General features: G+C 70.1%; 11 protein-coding genes and 2 pseudogenes. 9 read left to right on the top strand and 4 right to left on the bottom strand.

Translation table 11 applies throughout. The features are described from left to right. Nucleotides 1-10 precede the first annotated feature (10 nt). Nucleotides 11-1930: a glycosyl hydrolase 53 family protein gene (locus tag ACFU5F_RS22615; RefSeq protein ID WP_383890105.1), complete on the top strand. Its 1920-nt coding sequence runs from the start codon at nucleotides 11-13 to the stop codon at nucleotides 1928-1930. Between the two features lie 353 nt (nucleotides 1931-2283). Continuing rightward, complete coding sequence (locus tag ACFU5F_RS22620; protein WP_383890107.1) at nucleotides 2284-3597, top strand: RICIN domain-containing protein; 1314 nt, start codon at nucleotides 2284-2286, stop codon at nucleotides 3595-3597. Nucleotides 3598-3798: 201 nt separating this feature from the next. Here ACFU5F_RS22620 and ACFU5F_RS22625 read toward each other — a convergent pair. Next, nucleotides 3799-4284, bottom strand: a pseudogene (locus ACFU5F_RS22625) (molybdopterin-dependent oxidoreductase); the annotation flags it as partial. A 271-nt stretch (nucleotides 4285-4555) separates the two neighbouring features. Continuing rightward, nucleotides 4556-5491 carry a LysR family transcriptional regulator gene (locus tag ACFU5F_RS22630; RefSeq protein WP_383890110.1) on the bottom strand — a complete coding sequence of 312 codons (936 nt, stop codon included), beginning with the start codon at nucleotides 5489-5491 and terminating at the stop codon, nucleotides 4556-4558. A 119-nt stretch (nucleotides 5492-5610) separates the two neighbouring features. Here ACFU5F_RS22630 and ACFU5F_RS22635 point away from each other — a divergent pair, with 119 nt between their 5' ends. The 6 genes from ACFU5F_RS22635 to ACFU5F_RS22660 all read left to right on the top strand — a co-directional run bounded on the left by ACFU5F_RS22635 (nucleotide 5611) and on the right by ACFU5F_RS22660 (nucleotide 11889). Beyond that, a complete protein-coding gene (locus tag ACFU5F_RS22635) occupies nucleotides 5611-6621 on the top strand; it encodes a fumarylacetoacetate hydrolase family protein (protein WP_383890131.1) in 1011 nt (336 codons plus the stop codon). Continuing rightward, entirely contained in the window at nucleotides 6618-7589 is a 972-nt protein-coding gene (locus ACFU5F_RS22640) for a cyclase family protein (RefSeq protein WP_383890113.1), read from the top strand. The genes ACFU5F_RS22635 and ACFU5F_RS22640 overlap by 4 nt, the downstream gene beginning before the upstream one ends. 114 nt (nucleotides 7590-7703) lie before the next feature. Then, on the top strand, nucleotides 7704-8843 hold the full coding sequence (locus ACFU5F_RS22645) for an FAD-dependent oxidoreductase (protein ID WP_383890116.1): 1140 nt from the start codon (nucleotides 7704-7706) through the stop codon (nucleotides 8841-8843). Beyond that, on the top strand, nucleotides 8840-9868 hold the full coding sequence (locus ACFU5F_RS22650) for an amidohydrolase family protein (protein ID WP_383890118.1): 1029 nt from the start codon (nucleotides 8840-8842) through the stop codon (nucleotides 9866-9868). Before ACFU5F_RS22645 ends, ACFU5F_RS22650 begins: the two co-directional genes overlap by 4 nt. Before the next feature lie 24 nt (nucleotides 9869-9892). Then, the gene (locus tag ACFU5F_RS22655) at nucleotides 9893-10831 is read left to right on the top strand and encodes a VOC family protein (RefSeq protein WP_383890120.1); all 939 of its coding nucleotides are present in this window, start codon (nucleotides 9893-9895) and stop codon (nucleotides 10829-10831) included. A 92-nt stretch (nucleotides 10832-10923) separates the two neighbouring features. Continuing rightward, a complete protein-coding gene (locus ACFU5F_RS22660; RefSeq protein ID WP_383890123.1) occupies nucleotides 10924-11889 on the top strand; it encodes a fumarylacetoacetate hydrolase family protein in 966 nt (321 codons plus the stop codon). 134 nt (nucleotides 11890-12023) lie between these two features. Here ACFU5F_RS22660 and ACFU5F_RS22665 read toward each other — a convergent pair. Next, nucleotides 12024-12468, bottom strand: a pseudogene (locus tag ACFU5F_RS22665) (PP2C family protein-serine/threonine phosphatase); the annotation flags it as partial. Nucleotides 12469-13333: 865 nt separating this feature from the next. Between ACFU5F_RS22665 and ACFU5F_RS22670 the strand changes: the two are divergent. Then, nucleotides 13334-15073 (top strand): GAF domain-containing protein, encoded by a 1740-nt coding sequence (locus ACFU5F_RS22670; protein WP_383890125.1) that lies wholly within the window; start codon nucleotides 13334-13336, stop codon nucleotides 15071-15073. 447 nt (nucleotides 15074-15520) lie between these two features. Here the strand turns inward: ACFU5F_RS22670 and ACFU5F_RS22675 are convergent, their stop codons facing one another. Then, nucleotides 15521-16804, bottom strand: a complete 1284-nt coding sequence (locus ACFU5F_RS22675) for a nitrate/nitrite transporter (RefSeq protein WP_383890128.1) — start codon at nucleotides 16802-16804, stop codon at nucleotides 15521-15523. Between the last annotated feature and the right edge of the window lie 293 nt (nucleotides 16805-17097).

Here is a 17097-nt window from a genome sequence, read left to right on the forward strand (position 1 = left end):
GGAGAAGGACATGAGCAGCAGGCGTCTGCCCCGCGTCATCGCGGGCACCACGACGTTGGTCACCATGGCGTCCGCGACCTTACTCATGATGCCCGCGCCGGCCCACGCCACCTTCGGAACCGCGGACATCAAGCCGATCGAAAGCAATATCGCTGCCAAGCCCTGGGCCGCGGCGACGGCCGCCACCGGCTCGTCGAACGCCCGTCTGGCCATCGACGGCGACCCGACGACGTCCTGGCAACCCGGTCGTGCCGGCGCCCGGCAGTGGCTCACCGTGGACCTCGGTGGAACCTACGACAACCTGCGCAAGGTCAAGGTGCTCTTCCCGGACCGTGGCGTGGCCCACCGGTACGTCGTCGAGGCTTCATCCGACGGTCGCCGGTGGAAGACCATCGCCGACAGATCCCACGACCGAGCCGTGTCGCGGGGAGAGGTGCACCTGTTCACCAGGCCGGCAACGCGCTTCGTCCGGCTGACCTTCACGGGTGGGCCGGGCCGTGCCCGGGCGGGTGTCAGCGAGCTCCAGGTCTTCAACTATCTGCGCGAGGACCTCACCCTCGGCGCCGATCTGTCCTGGATGGACGACGTCCAGGACCAGCAGTACTGGGTCGACCCCCTGGCCGAAGACCGCGGTGCCGGACCACACCTGCTCGACGTGGCCAAGGACCGCGGCATGCAGCACACCCGGCTTCGGATATTCAACGAGCCGCGCAGCGAGAGCACCGGCCAACCGACGCCGGTACCGCGCCAGGGCCCGGAGCGCTCACTGGTCTCGGCGAAGCGGATCAAGCAGCGGGGCATGGGCCTGGGGATCGACTTCCACTACGCGGACTCATGGGCGGACCCCAGCAAGCAGCCAAAACCACGCGCCTGGGCAGAGCTGGAGTTCGGGGACCTGTCCCAGGCCGTGTACGACTTCACCGCCGACTATCTGAAGCGGTTGATCCGGCAGGGCACCACGCCGGAGAAGGTAGCCGTCGGCAACGAGATCATCAATGGCTTCATGTACGGCAGCGAGGCGGCCCACATCGGCACGACGAATCCGCCGTACTTCGTCGACCAGGCCGATATCTACCAGTCCAAGCCCGGCGGTGGCCTGCTGTGGAAGTACTGGCGGTCCACCGACCCCGTGGAGCAGCAGCTCTACGGCCAGTCGTGGGACCGGTTCACCACCCTGGCCGCGGCCGGGATCAAGGCCGTCCGCGACGCGTCACCGACGTCCAAGGTCGAGATACACGTGATCGTCGGCAAGGACAAGCTCGCCAAAACCATGGAGTTCTGGCACCAGTTCCTCACCCGGGTGAAGGCAAAGGGCCAGAACCCCGATGTGCTGGCCATCTCGTACTACCCGGAATGGCACGGTACGCCCGAGGCACTGGACCTCAACCTGAACACCATGGCCACCACCTATCCCGGCTACGAGATCGACATCGCCGAAACCGCCTACCCCGCGTCGGGCGGCGATGGCTCGCCGTTGCCCAACTCGCCGTACCCGCGCACCATTCAGGGGCAGGCGGACGCGATCCGGAGGGTGTTCCAGGCCGCCAACGACGTGGTCGACAACCGAGGTTCAGGTGTCCTGGTGTGGGAGCCGGCCGGCTACCAGCCGATGTTCCGGGCCGTGCCCGGACTGACGAACACGTGGGAGCCGCACGCGTCCATCAACGTCTTCAACGCCAGCCGCGCCCAGCACATCCTCCAGGACACCATCTACACCGGCACCATGGTGAGGGCCGCCCCGAAGCTGCCCTCCTCCATCCGCATGCTCACCACCGCCAACAACAAGATCACCACTGTCCCCGTCCGCTGGCAGCCGTTGCCACCTGGCGCGACCGACAGGCCTGGTGAGGTGACAGTCACCGGGACGACCGGCACAGGACCGGTCACGGCGGTCATCGACGTCATGCCCGACCAGGCGAACACGACTTGACCACCTCATAGCCTGCTTCACCGACGTCGCACCGCCGAGACCGCGACGGCACCGGCGATACATCATCACTGCTTCACGGCAGTGCTCCGCTCACTCGGTGGCCGACAGCGACAACTGCGGCAGCGCCTGGAAGAACCAGGCCGTGTTCGACCGGAACGGCCACACTCACCCCCGACATCCGGTGCGCCCGACCAACCGCACGCCGCTCCTCGCGGGTGGCAGGAGCACCCACACCCGCTCTTGCACCGCGCGCCCCGTCGACCTGTCGGCCTCTGTCGCCGACGGGACGCACCCGGCAACGGGACAAGCCGAACGCCGAACCCTCCACCCATCCCCGCACCCAAGGAGTCACCATGACCCTGCGACGACGGACCTTCCTCAGCATGAGCGCGGCCGGAGCGACGGGAGTGGGCCTGTCCCTGCTCGGGGCAGGACAGGCACCGGCCGCCGCCGGGCCGCTGGACACCGCGCCGACCACGCCGTTCGCGGTCGGCGTGCGCCGGTACAACTGGACCCGCGGCAGCCGCCCGTGCACCACCTACGTCTACTACCCGGCCACCGGCTCCGCCGGCGGCAGCCCGGTGACGGACGCCCCGGTCGCGGGCGGGGTCTTCCCCGTCTACAACATGACCCACGGCTACGGAAGCAGCCCGCAGAACTCCTTGTTCATCATCCGGGCCCTGGCCTCGGCGGGCTTCATCGTCCCCGCCCCGCACTTCAACCACAACTTCACCGACGTCAACAACGGCAACACCTCCAAGGACGTCTCGCAGATCCTCACCAACACCCTCGCGCTCAACGCGAGCGGACCGCTGGCCGGGCACATCAACACCGGCATCGGCGTCGGCGTCTCGGGCCACTCCCTGGGCGGCATGGTCACCCACGGTCTGCTGACCTCCTGGCCCGACAGCCGGATCATCTCCGCCAACCCCCAGTCCTGCGTGGACATGGGCAACCCATCCAGCTCCGTCTCGGCCAAGGTCCTGTTCGTCCACGGCGACCGGGACTCGACCACGCAGTACTCCTCGGCCCGGCAGGCGTACTCGGAGATCACCTGGCCCAAGGCGTTCCTCACCTTCGTCGGCGGCAGCCACACCAGCTTCTGGAGCGACCAACGCTTCCCGAGGACCGTCGTCGACTGGGCCCGCTGGACCATGTACGGCGACACCGCCGCACGGGACCGCCTCCCGGCTGACGCGTCCGGGTCCAACACCAGGTGGGAAGCCCAGCTGGGCGACTCCACCGGCGGCCCGGGCCTCTACACCCTGCTGGCCCAGCACAGCGGCAGGGCCGCCGAGATCAACGGGGCCTCCACCGCCGCCGGCGCACAACTCGTCCAGCGGACCACCAGCAGTCGCCCCAACCAGCAATTCGAGTTCGTCGACGCCGGCGACGGCCACGTCCGCGTCAAGGCACTGCACAGTGGCCTGTTCCTCCAGCCCACGGGCACCGCGACCGGAGCGGACGTCGTCCAACAGGCCGACACCGGCGCCACCAACCAGCAGTGGCGCGTGGTCGATCACGGTGGTGGTGTGATCAGCCTCGTCAACCGGGTGTCCGGCCTGGCGATGGATGTCTGGGAGTACTCGACCGCCGACGGCGCCCGCATCTCCCAGTGGACCTACACAGGCAACCCCAACCAACGCTTCACCCGCCGCCGCGTCTGACCGGAACGTGTCGGGGCACCGCTCGGGCAACAGGGCGGGCGGTGTCCCGACATGGCGCCAATAGTCCTTCACGACTGACCAAGGGGTGTGCAGCGTTCACACTCGCCGCCCGAGCGGGCGCAGAGAAACGTCCGACAACTGGCCCTGCCAAAGCCTACGGACGTGCCAACGCGTGATCAGGCAAACGGCGAGTCCGAGGAGGGCCTCGTGGAGGTCGTCGAGGCTGACGCTGCCCTTTCCGATGCCGATGGTCTCCGTCAGAGCCGAACCGCTGGACTCGTGGCACATGTTGGAGCAGTCCGGCAGGTTGTTGGTGCCGAGCATCCGGACGAGGAGCTGGTGGAGGAATGCGGCCTCGTTGCTCGCCCGGCCGGAGGTGTAGAAGGCGGCCTGATCGGGGGCATCGGGCGCGGCCAGTTCCCGGGCGATCACGGCGAACGCGTCGTTCCACGAGATCGGCCGGTAGCGGTCGCTGCCCGAGGGGCGGTACATGGGGTGGGTGAGGCGTCCCTGCTGCCCGAGCCGGCAGTCGGTACGCGGGAGCAGGTCGTCCAAAGTGTGCTCGGCGAAGACGTCAGGGGTGACACGGCGGACGGTCGCCTCCTCGGCCACCGCCTTCGCGCCGTTCTCACCGAACTCCGCTCGGTGCCGGTGCTCCGGCTCGGGTCAGGCGCAGCCTGGACGGTCATCTGTAGCGCTACTCCGCGATGTAGGGGGACCAGAGGCATGCCAGTGCCGTCGCCCGGCTCGGCCCGTCGCACGAAGAGAGCCACAAGCGAAGACCAAGCAGTTTCCCATTGAAGAGCAGCTGTCTCGTCGCAGCGGGCCGGTCCGGGGTGGCTCCTGAGCGGGCCTGAGCGGGCAGAGGCTTTCCTGCGCCCGGGTGCGGGACGAAGGCCGAGACGGGACGTCGCACACCGCCAAGGACGGCGCCGGCCGGCTCGCCTTCCTACGCTCATCATGTCGGCGGACGGGAGGTCGTAGGCCGACCGGCCTCCATCATCTCGGCGACCCGGGCCGTCGTCTCCCGAAGCCACGTGTGCGCCGCGTCGTGCATGTGGACCGGATGCCACCACAGGGCCTGCTGGATCGGCACGGTGTCATAGGGCGGTTCCATGATGCGGACGGGTGCGAGTCCGTCCAGCTCGTCGGCGAGACGCCTTTGGAGGAGAGCTACCCGGCGGGTGCCTGCGACCAGGAGTGGCATCAGCTGGAAACTGTCGACGGAGACCGCCACGCGCGGCTCGATGCCGAGCATGGCAATCTGGCGGGCGGCGGGGGCATCGTAGGCTCGTTGGTACGTCACCCACGGCAGTCGGGCCAGGTCGTCGAGGGTGAGCTGTTCGCCGACCTCGGGGTTGTCGTCCGCGACGAGGAAGACCCAGCTGTCCCGGTAGAGCTCGACCATGGGGAAGCCGCGAATGATGCCGTGGGGCAGCAGTAGCCCGTCCACGGTGCTGAGCAGCGACCCGGTGCTGTCGATGATTTCGTTCGGTACCTGTTTGAACCTGAGCCGGATTCCCGGTGCCTCGGCTTGGACGGTGCGGTCGAGTTCGGTGCCGAATACGGCAACCGCGTAGTCCGAGGCGATCAGCGTGAACTCGTGCTCCTCGCGGGAGGGGTCGAATTCGGCCTGACTGGCGAAGACGCGCTCCAGCAGGTCGCATGCGGTGGTGGTCCGGTCAAGGAGGGCCTGCCCGAGGGCGGTCAGTTCGTACCCTCCGCCCACCCGGGCGAGCAGGTCGTCGTCGAAGTGGCGGCGCAGCCGGGCCAGGGCCGCGCTCATCGCGGGCTGACTGAGCCCGATGCGCTGGCCGGCCCTGGTGACGTTGCGCTCCTGCAGGAGGGCGCGCAGGGCAACGACGAGGTTGAGGTCCAGGCTGGCCAAGTTCACGGAGCATCCCAATTCCGGAGCCGGCATCGGTATTCACCGGCTGGATTCTTATATAGATGAAATCGATTTCCCTGATTGCAATCTACGGGCCAGATTAGTGGGACCGCAATCGGGAGGACATCTCCGTGAAATCCGAAGCCGCGTCGGCACCATTCGTACCCTTCTCGGGCCCCTTCGCCATCGGCACTCTCTCCGCCTCGGGCGGAGCCGCGTTCCCCGGCCTCGTGGCGCCGGACGGCCAGGTGCTCGACCTGCGCACGGCACTGGGTGAACCCGCGCTGACGCCCCTTACGCTCCTGGAGCGCTGGGACGAGACGTTGCCCCGCCTCCACGCTCTCGCGGCGGATCCGGCCGGCGCATGGCTGTCGCTCGATGACCTGCGGGTGCACGCGCCCGTCGAGCCCCGGCAGATCTTCCAGTCGGGCGCCAACTACCGGCAACACGTGATCGACCTGGCGGTCGCACACCGCGCCCCGGACGACCCACGCACCGTCGAAGAAGCCCGCGCCGAGACCGCGGCGGTCATGGACGAGCGGGCCGCCGAGGACCTCCCGTACGTCTTCATCGGCCTGCCGACCACGATCAGCGGTCCCTACGACGACGTGGTGCTGCCCGCTTGGGCCCACAAGCCCGACTGGGAACTGGAACTCGCCGCGGTGATCTCCCGCCCCGCCTACCGGGTCACCGTGGAGGAGGCGCTGGATCACGTCGCGGGCTACACCATCGCCAATGACCTGACCGACCGCGCGACCGTCTTTCGCCGGGACATGCCCCCGATCGGCACCGACTGGCTGCGCAGCAAGAACGCCCCCGGCTTCACCCCGCTCGGCCCGTGGATCGTCCCGGCCGGCTCCATCACGGACCCCTCCGACCTGCAGGTCACCCTGAAACTCAACGGCGAGATCATGCAGGACGAGTCCACCAGCGACATGATCTTCGGCGTCGCCCGGTTGGTCTCGTACATCTCCCAGACCGCCCGACTGCTCCCCGGCGACCTTGTACTGACCGGCAGTCCGGCCGGCAACGGCATCCACTGGGGCCGGCTGCTGCGCGACGGCGACGTGATGGACGGCTCGGTCACCGGGCTCGGCACCCAGCGCACCCGCTGTGTCGCGGAGGAAACCCGATGAGCGCCGACCGTATCGACCGTACGGATCCCGAGGCGGCGATCGCCGAGGCCGCCAAGGCGTACTCGAACTGGGGCCGCTGGGGCGAGGACGACGTGCTCGGCACGCTCAACTTCCTCGACGAGGCCAAGCGCCGCGAGGGCGCGGCCCTGGTCCGCGACGGCGTCAGCTTCTCCTTGTCACAGAGCTTCGACATGGACGGCCCGCAGAAAGGCTGGCGGCGGCGTACGAACCCGGTGCACACGATGCTCGCCACCGGCACCGACGCCGCTCTGGGCGGCCAGGGCTTTCCGCACGGTTTCGGGGGCGCCGACGACGTGATCGCCATGCCCTTGCAGTGCTCCACCCAATGGGACGGGCTCGGGCACATCTTCGATCACGGCATGGCGTGGAACGGCCGCCCGGCGGAGAAGGTCGTCACCTCCGAAGGCGATCTGGTCACCGGCATCGAGCACATGGCTCCGCACGTCGCCGGGCGGGGCGTCCTCCTCGACGTGGGCCTGGTCATCGGCCACGGCGGCGAACTGCCCGACGGCTTCGCCATCACCGAGGAGCACCTGACCGCGACCGCCGTCTCGCACGGCGTGTCCGTCGGTCGTGGCGACCTGGTCCTCGTGCGCACCGGGCGGCTGGCCCGCGCCCGTCACGAAGGCTGGGGCGACTACGCGGGCGGGCCGGCGCCGGGGCTGAGCTTCAGTACGGCCGGCTGGCTGCACCGGAGCGAGATCGCCGGGATCGCCACCGACACCTGGGGCTTCGAGGTGCGGCCCAACGAGTTCGACCACGCCTTCCAGCCGCTGCACCAGGTCGCCATCCCCCATATCGGCCTGCTCATCGGTGAGATGTGGGACCTCGACGCCCTCGCCTCACATTGCGCCGCCGACGGCCGGTACGAGTTCTGGCTCACCGCCGCGCCACTGCCCATCACCGGGTCCGTCGGCTCACCGGTGAATCCCATCGCCGTCAAGTAACGCCCTGGACTGCCGGGCGGGCCGCGCCCGGACGGCAACGCCGCCTTCGCCCGCCCGGCCCGCAAGACCCCCTCTGCCGCTCGAAGTCGCGCGGCACCATCTCAGGGAGAACCCATGAACGACCCCCGTTCCCGCACCGTCCTCGTCATAGGCGGCGGCGCGTCCGGCAACGCCGTGACCGTGCTGCTGCGGCGGGCGGGCGTCGCCGTGGAACTGATCGAGGCCAAACCCGACTGGAACGTGCTCGGCTCCGGCATCACCCTCCAGGGCAACGCGCTGCGCGTGCTGCGCGAAGTGGGCGTATGGGACGAGGTCCGGGAGAGCGGCTACGCCGTCGACGCCGTCGGCCTGGCCGCGCCCGACGGGACCGTGTTCCACGTCCAGCAGGACATCCGCACCGGTGGGGACGACCTGCCCCCGATCTTCGGCATGCAGCGGCCCCGGCTCCAGGAGATTCTGTGTGAGGCCGTCCTCGAGAGCGGCGCGGCGATACGCCTGGGCACCACCGCCGAGGAACTGGTCCAGGACGCGTCCGGCGTCACCGCCCGGTTCAGCGACGGCACCGAGGGCCGCTACGACCTCGTCATCGCCGCCGACGGCGTCAGCTCCCACACCCGCGCGATGATCGGCATCAGCGACAAACCCGAACCGACCGGGATGGCCATCTGGCGCGTCCCCGCTCCCCGCCCCGAGGGCGTGGAGCGCATGGACCTGTCCTACGGCGGACCGTGCTACATCGCCGGCTACTGCCCCACCAGCAAGAACACCATCTACGCCTACCTCGTCGAGGCCAACCGCGACCGCGCCTGCATCGACCCGGCCTCGTACGCGGACGAGATGCGGCGGCTGGCCGCACCCTACGGGGGTGCGTGGCCGGAGATCGCCGCGAGCATCACCGACCCCGCCAAGGTCAACTACACCTGGTTCGACCGGCTGCTCGTCGAGGGCTCCTGGCACCGTGGCCGGGTCGTCCTGATCGGTGACGCGGCCCACGTCTGTCCCCCCACGCTCGCCCAGGGCGCGGCCATGTCGCTGGAGGACGCCTCCGTACTGGCCGAGATGCTGAGCGAGGAGCAGGACTGGAGTTCCCTCGACGCCCTGCTGACCGGCTTCTACGAACGCCGGATCGACCGTGTCCGCATGGTGGTCGAAGCGTCCGTGCAACTCGGTCAGTGGCAGTTGGACGGCGTCCGTGACGCCGACGCACCCGGTCTGATGGGCCGCACGATGTCCGCCCTGAAGGAGACCCCGTGAACCCCGCGAGTCCCCAGAACAGCGCACCCACGATCGACGTCCACGCGCACGTCCTGCTCCCTCAGGTCGAGGACGCCGTCGCCGGACACCCCGGGCTGGCCGCGGCCCGTGATCTCGACGCCCGCCGCAACGGCCCCGAGGCCATCGCCGTCAGCGGCCCGATGTTCCGGGACCGCTTCCCGAGGCTGACCGACGTCAAGGCCCGGCTCGCCGCGATGGACGCCTCCGGGGTCGACGTCCAGCTGGTCTCGCCCTCTCCGTCGCACTACCACTACTGGGCCGACGAGGACCTGGCCCGTACGGTGTGGGAACTGGCCAACGAGGGCACGGCCGCGCACGTCGCCCAGGCCCCGCAGCGGCTGCACGGCCTCGGCCTCGTCCCGCTCCAGCACCCGGGGCTCGCCGTCGAAGCCCTCGAACACGCCCTCGGCCTGGGCCTGCGCGGTGTCGAGATATCGAGCCACGCGCCGGGACGCGAACTGTCGGATCCCGCGTACGAACCGTTCTGGACACGGGCCGGGGAAACCGGCGCGATCCTCTTCCTGCACCCCTTCGGCTGCACGCTCGACGAGCGCCTCAACCGGTGGTATCTGTCGAACACCGTCGGCCAGCCGACCGAGAACGCCGTCGCCCTGTCCCATCTGATCTTCTCCGGAGTCCTGGACCGGCACCCGGGGGTGCGCATCGTCGCCGCCCACGGCGGCGGCTATCTGCCCACCCACATCGGCCGCTCCGACCACGCCTGGCTCGCCCGCACCGACACCCGCGGCTGCGCGCACCCGCCCAGCAGCTACCTCAAGCAGTTGTACTTCGACTCCCTTGTCCACGACCCGGACGTCCTGCGCGAGCTGATCCGGGTGGCCGGCCCCGACCGGGTGCTGCTCGGCTCCGACTTCCCCTTCGACATGGGCACCGACGACCCGCTCGGCGCTCTGCGCGACGTCACGGACCTGCCGGCCCCCCACTTCCACGCCGTACGCGGCGGCAACGCGGCAGCGTTGCTCCGCCTTGTCCGAACCATCTGAACCGCACAGAGGAGAACCCCCACCATGAGCACACGTCTGCTCACCCACCTGCGCCACGTCGACCTGGCCGTGCCGGACTACGACAAGCAGCTCGACTTCTACGCCGGCGTCTGGGGCCTGACCAAGGTCGCCGAAGACTCCGGCATCTCCTTCCTGGCCGCCGAGGGCTCCCCCGAGCAGTACATCGTCCGGCTCCGCAAGGCCGAGGAGAAGCGCCTCGACCTCATCTCCTACGGCGCGGCGAACCCCGCCGACGTGGACACGCTCGCCGAGCAACTCCTCGCGAGTGGAGTGCGGTTGATCTCCCAGCCGGGCAAGGTCGACACCCCCGGCGGCGGCTACGGCTTCCGCTTCTTCGACATCGACGGCCGCACCATCGAGGTCTCGGCCGACGTCGAGGCGCGCCGGCACCGTCGTATCGAGGAGAAGGAGTCCATTCCCGTCCGTCTCTCGCACGTCGTCCTGAACTCCCCCGACATCAACGCCACCCGCGCCTGGTACGAGCAGCACCTCGACTTCCGGCTGTCCGACACGATGACCTTGCCGCACATGGGCGAGGTCATGCACTTCATGCGGATCAGCAACCAGCACCACTCCATGGCCATCGCCAGCGGTCCGCACACCTCCCTGCAGCACCTCTCCTTCGAGATGCGCGGCATCGACGAGTACATGCGCGGCTCCGGCCGCGTGATGCGCTCCGGCGCCCGCAAGATCTGGGGCCCCGGGCGGCACATGGCGGGCGACAACACCTTCACGTACTTCCTCGACCCGCACGGCAACACCGTGGAGTACACCACCGAGCTCGAAAAGCTGGACGAGGACACCTGGCACCCGCACATCTACGACCTGACGAAGCCCGAGAACGCCGACCAGTGGGGCACGTCCAACGCAATGAACGAGATGGTCGCCAAGGAAATGCTCAACGACGTCGACCGCGGCGTCTTCGTCGCTCCGCCGGTCTGACCCTTTGACCCCGGGGGCTCGGCGCACTCCCCGCCCTGCCATGCCGCCGCGCCCCCGGCCTGTGTCAACCCTCCCAGCTCCCTAGGAATGCCATGCGTTTCGCCACGTACGAACAGCACGGCCGCAGCCGTCTCGCCACCGTCGAGGACGACGGCACCCTCCGCCCCTGCCCCGGCACGGGGACGCTTCTCGACCTGATCCAGGCCGGTCCCGAGGCACTGCGCGAGGCGGGCAACGCAAGCCTGGACGTGCCGCGCGGCCCGCACGTCTCCCAGGTGCGACTGCTGCCGCCGCTCCAACCGCCGTCCGTACGCGACTTCGTCACCTTCGAGGAGCACGTCGAGGGTGTACGGCGAAGCATCGACGGAGTCCCGGGCGCCCCGGACGCCTGGTACGACGCGCCCACCTTCTACTTCACCAACCCCTACGCCGTCATCGGCGCTCACGACGACGTCCCCGTGCCGCCCGGCAGCCAGGCACTCGACTTCGAACTCGAAGTCGCCGCGGTCATCGGCCGTGAGGGCCGCGACCTCACCCCCGAGCAGGCCCGCGACCACATCATCGGCTACACCGTCTACAACGACTGGTCCGCCCGCGATCTCCAGTCCCGCGAGATGCAGGTCAGCCTCGGCCCCTGCAAGGGCAAGGACACCGCCACCACCCTCGGCCCCTACCTCGTCACCGCGGACGAGCTGGAGCCCTACCGCGACAGCGACGGCTTCCTGCGCCTGGCGCTGACCGCCGAGATCGACGGCGAGGTCGTCGGCAAGGACCTGCTGTCCAACATGAGCTGGACCTTCGAGGAGATGACCGCCTACGCCTCCCGCGGTACCCGGGTACGCCCCGGCGACGTACTCGGCTCCGGCACCTGCGGCAACGGCGGCTGCCTCGCCGAACTATGGGGCGTGCGCGGCCGCCAGGACCCGCCGCCGCTCAAGCCCGGCGACACCGTCACCCTCACCGTCGAGGGCATCGGCACCGTCTCCAACACCGTGGTGCCCGGTGCCGAACCGGTGGCCGTCCCTCGCGCCCGTACGCGTCCGCGAACGCGCCCGTGAACCGCGCGGCGGAGAGCAGGCCGGCCGACAAGGTCGTCGTCACCGGGACCTCGCGCGGCAGGGCACGGGGGGAGGCTCCGGCCAGGGCGGGAGCGATCGTACGGCCACCTATGTGACACAGGCACCCGGCCAACGACACCCGGCCCCAGAGGCAACGCGCAGGAGGGCGGCTGCGGGAAGTCGGCGGTGCCGTCCCGGCGCAGGCGCACGGGGGCAGGATGGCCGTAGGTGAGGAACACGGTTTCGCGGTCGGAGCCGATCTCGGCGAGGATCACGGTGACGAACTTCTCCCCCTCCAACTCCCGGGCCACACTGCGCTCCAGCCGCTCGCCGAGCCTCACCTGGTGGGGTTCGTCATGGGCGGCGTCCCGGAAGGCGCCGAGCATCGCGGCGGCCCTCTCGACCGCGGCCGGCCCCTTGCCCTGGACATCGCCGACGATCACCCGGACGCCGTGCGGGGAGGCGACCACCTCGTAGAGATCCCCCGATCCGGGCCTCGGCGACGGCGGAGGTGTACGACACCGCCACCTGCAGCGGTCCCGCCGTCAGGAGCACGGGCCGCAGCAACACCCGCTGGGCCTCCCCACCAGACGGTCGTCCATGGTGCGGCAGTTGATCCACTGCGAATCGGGGTGCGCGCCGGGAGCAACTCGAATTGTCCGCCGCAAAACGGAGCGTGTCTTTCATCAGGTGGGACGGGAGGTGGTCAAGCTCCACCGACTGTCTCCGACCACGGCACGGAGCGTGTCTTTCACCAGGTGGGACGGGAGGTGGTCAAGCTCCACCGACTGTCTGCGACCACGGCAACGGACCTCTCCGCCGTTCCTGCGGACGATGTCGCTGAGGATCCAAGGGCGCTGATGGGCCGTCTTCTGACAGAAGGCTAGATCGACTCCGGGCCCGCCGGCATGACGGGGTGGGGCGACGCGCCACCACTGCTTGTCGGCGGCGCGACCCGCCAGCACCACGAGCTGGTCGCCCTCGCGCGCGTACCGCACCGGCAGTAATCACCGGGCACCCGGTGCGACGCCCCGGAATAGACAGCGCACACGGGCCGGACAGTACCGCGTGCCACCGCTATCGCGGCAGCGCGAGCACGCTGCGGTCGGCCCTCGACTGTCGGCGTACCGCAGCGTCTGAGCCAGTCGCCGGAACGCTCCCCGCATCCATGTCCTCAGAGCCTGCGCGATCGCGCCTCCCCGGCCAGGGCCATTCGTCTCCTGAGGAGCGGCTGAACGGCATCCACGTCGCAGGCGGCTTGACCCGCCCTGGGAGGGGTCGCGGTAGGCGGCGCCCGCTTGGACCTCACGCCGCGCATCGTTCACACACGTCAAAGGGCCATAGGATCTGGTGCGGCCATCTAACACAGACGTTCGGGTGCCGGCAGGGCCGTTCGGGGCATGATGAGGAGGTGCCAACGGCACCTCTTCCGGAGGGAGCGGGAATGGCGGAGAGTCCAGCACAGGGGCGTAGGGGCGGCCCGGCGGCGCCCCAGTTGCGGCTGGATGAGTTGCTGGAGGGCCTGCAGGCGCAGGTGGAGCAGGTCCGCGCGGCCCGGGACCGGGTACACACGCTGCTGGACGCGGTCCTCACCATCGGCACTGATCTGGATCTCGACGTGGTGCTGCGGCGGATCACCGAGTCCGCGGTCACCCTGGTGGACGCCCAGTACGGGGCCCTCGGCGTGGTGGGCGAGGAAGGGAAGATCCGGCAGTTCATCACGGTCGGCATGGACGAGGACACCATCCGTGACATCGGCCACTATCCCGAGGGCCAGGGCATCCTGGGGCTCCTGATCAAGGAGCCGGAGCCGCTGCGCCTGGTCAACCTGGGCCGCCACCCCGACTCGGTCGGTTTCCCCGCGGGGCATCCGCCGATGACCACCTTCCTGGGCGCGCCGGTGCGTGTGCGCGACCAGGTCTTCGGAAACCTGTACCTGACCGACAAGCGCGGCGGGGCGGAGTTCGACGACGATGACGAGGCGGTGCTGCGTACGCTCGCGGCAGCGGCCGGTGTGGCCATCGACAACGCCCGCCTGTACGAGGGCTCCCGGCGCCGGGAGCAGTGGCTGGCGGCGAGCAGCGAACTGACCCGCAGCCTGCTGTCGGGCACCGACCCGGACCGGGTTCTGCATCAGGTCGCCGCCGCCGCCAGACAGCTGTCCGGCGCCGACCTGGTGACGCTGGCGGTGCGGTTCGACAGCGGCGAGGAGCTGGTGATCGAGGCCGCGGACGGCGAGGGCGCCGAGCAGGTGCGAGGACTGGTCCTGCCGGCCACCGCACTGGCCGCGAAGGTCTACCACTCCAACGAGCGGATCACCAGCAGTGCGCTGTCCGCCGAGCCGCAGGCCGGTGGCGGCTCAGCGGCACAGCTTGGCCTGGGGCCGGGGTTCCTGCTCCCCCTGGGCGGCGGCGAGAACGTGCGCGGAGTTCTGCAGGTTGCCAACCTGCCCGGCGGCACGGAGTTCTCCGACGCCACCATGGCCATGATCGACAGCTTCGCCGACCAGGCCGCACTCGCCCTGGAGATCGCCGAGCACCGGCGCGAGGCCGAACACCTCGTGGTCCTGACCGACCGCGACCGCATCGCCCGCGACCTGCACGACCTTGCCATCCAACGGCTGTTCGCCTCCGGACTGACCCTCAATTCCGTACTCGGCCGGATTTCCGACCGGCCCGAGGTGGCCGAGCGCGTCCAGCGTGTGGTCGACGACCTCGACGACACCATCAAGACCGTACGAGGCACGATCTACGCGCTGCACGAGCGCGACCGCTCCGACGGCCGCGGCGGGCTACGCGCAAGGCTCGTGGCCGAGACCGACCAGGCCGCCGAGGTGCTCGGCTTCACTCCCGCTCTGCGCATGACCGGCCTGCTGGACACCGCCGTACCCGCGGGCCATGCCGACCACCTGCTCGCCGTGCTGCGCGAGACGCTCTCCAACGCCGCCCGGCACGCGCACGCCACCGGCGTCGAGGTCACCGCCGAGACGGACGGTCGGCGGCTCCACCTGCGCGTCGCTGACAACGGCGGCGGCATCGACCCGGCCGTCACCCGGCGCAGCGGTCTGGACAACCTCCGTCGGCGCGCCACCGACCTCGGCGGCAGTTTCACTCTCACGCCGAACGAACCCACCGGCACCATCGCGGAATGGACCGTGCCTCTCCCCACGCAGACGGACGCCTGAGCCCCCGGGGTGGGGGCGGGACCAACACGCTCCCTCCTCGGTGCCGTTCGGCCCAACGACGAGGGCCGGTTGCCTCGCGCCTGGTCTCATCCCCATACGTCACCGTGGAGGCGCAAGCTCGCCCCTGGTCCGGCTGAGTCGTCCGAGACATGCCGGGCCCCACCCACGGGATGGCAACGATGAGCCCCTTCCGGGACACAGAAGGAACACCAGCCAGGTCGGCGCCGCCCCCTGCCCCGGCCAAGGCGCGTGCCGCCACGATAGGGACGGTACTGAAGTGGGGCGTCCCTGCCGCCGCGGGTCTGACCGTCTACCTGCTGCCGCAGCCGGACGGGATCGGCTCGTCGATCGACGCCAGCGACTGGCAGCCGCAGTACTCGCACACCGGTCTTCTCCCTGTCCTTCGTTCCCTGTCCTTCGTTCCCTGTCGGTCTGGGCCGCTCGCCCTTACGCGGTGGTGCCGGCGGTGCGGTGCCCTCGCCGACCGCCGGTGCGCGGCTTCCTCTCGCCGCCTTCGACCGCCGCGCGGACCCCGGTGAGGGTGAAGGCCAGCGCCGCGGCGGCCACGATCGCGAGCAGGACGAGACCGATCGCGTACGACTCGTAGGCTCCGTACAGCGAGCCCATCACCAGCGGCGGCAGGAAGCCGCCCAGTCCGCCCGCGGCGCCGACCACGCCGGTGACGGAGCCGACCTGGTTGGCCGGGGTGCGCAGGGCCACCAGGGCGAACGTCGCCCCGCTGCCCGCGCCGAGCGCGGCGGCCATGGCCAGGAATGCGATGGTGCCCACCGGCGCCAGGGCGGGGGTGAACGACTGCACGACCGCCCCGGCCACGACCACGGTCAGCAAGCCGGCCAGCACCCGGACCGGGCCGATCCGGTCGGACAGCCAGCCGCCGATCGGGCGCATCGCCACCGCGAGGAGTACGAACCCGGCCATGCGGTTCGCAGCGTCGGCCTGGGTCAGGCCGTAGCCGGTCTTGAGGTAGGTGGGCAGGTAGACCGAGAAGGCGACGTAGCCGCCGAACGCGACCGCGTACAGCGCGGATGCCTGCCAGGTGATGGGCAGCCGGACGGTGGCGGCCAGTCGGCGGACCAAGGGCTCGGTCGGCACGGTGCGGCCGGGCGCGTCACGCAGCAGCAACGCGGCTGCCACGGCATACACGGCCAGGACCGCGGCGGTGATCAGGAACGGAGTGGACATGCTGTTCGCATCGACCAGCTTCACCGTGGTCAGGGCGCTGATCGCGGTGCCGCCCATGCCGGCGCCGAAGACGCCGATGGCAAGACCGCGCCGCTCGGGCGGGAACCAGGCGTTGACGAGCGGCACACCGACGGCGAAGGCAGTGCCGCCGATGCCGAGGAAGAACCCGCCGACCAGCAGGGCGGCGAGGGAGGAGTGCCCGGCCAGGCCGAGGTAGAGCACCGGCACGGTGGTGGCCGCCGACACGATCGGGAACATGACCCGTCCGCCGAACCGGTCGGTCAGCGCGCCGACCGGGATCCGGCCCAGTGAGCCGACCACGACCGGCACCGCCACCAGCAGCGACTGCTCGAACGACGACAGGTCGAGGCCGTCCTTGAACCGGGGGCCGAGCGGGCTGAGCAGTGCCCACGCCCAGAAGTTCACGGCGAAACCGACCGTGGCCAGGGCCAGCATCAGCCACGCCCGGCCGGACACCGACCCGGCTGACGGTGAGCTGCCGCTCTTCGACTCCAACGGCTGGACCATGTCGTCCGTCCCCTTTCCACTTCATGGTGGTGCTGCGCCACCGGGATCGCACGCGCATCGCAGGCCCCTTGCCTGCAGAACGGCGTCACGTCACCACTGTTCGCATCAGGACGCCCCGGGGGCATGGGCCATCAGTCCCTACCAGCGGACAGACGGTCCCCGGGTTTGGACCCGGCCGTCCCTCCAAAGCGGCCCCCCTGAACCGCCCTGCCCGAGCGGCTCCCGCGAAACAACGGCTGCGATCGGCCGTCCCCGCGGGAGCCGGGAGGGGATAGGGCCGACTGGCCCTATCC

Source organism: Streptomyces sp. NPDC057438 (genome assembly GCF_042802995.1).
Lineage (GTDB): Bacteria > Actinomycetota > Actinomycetes > Streptomycetales > Streptomycetaceae > Streptomyces.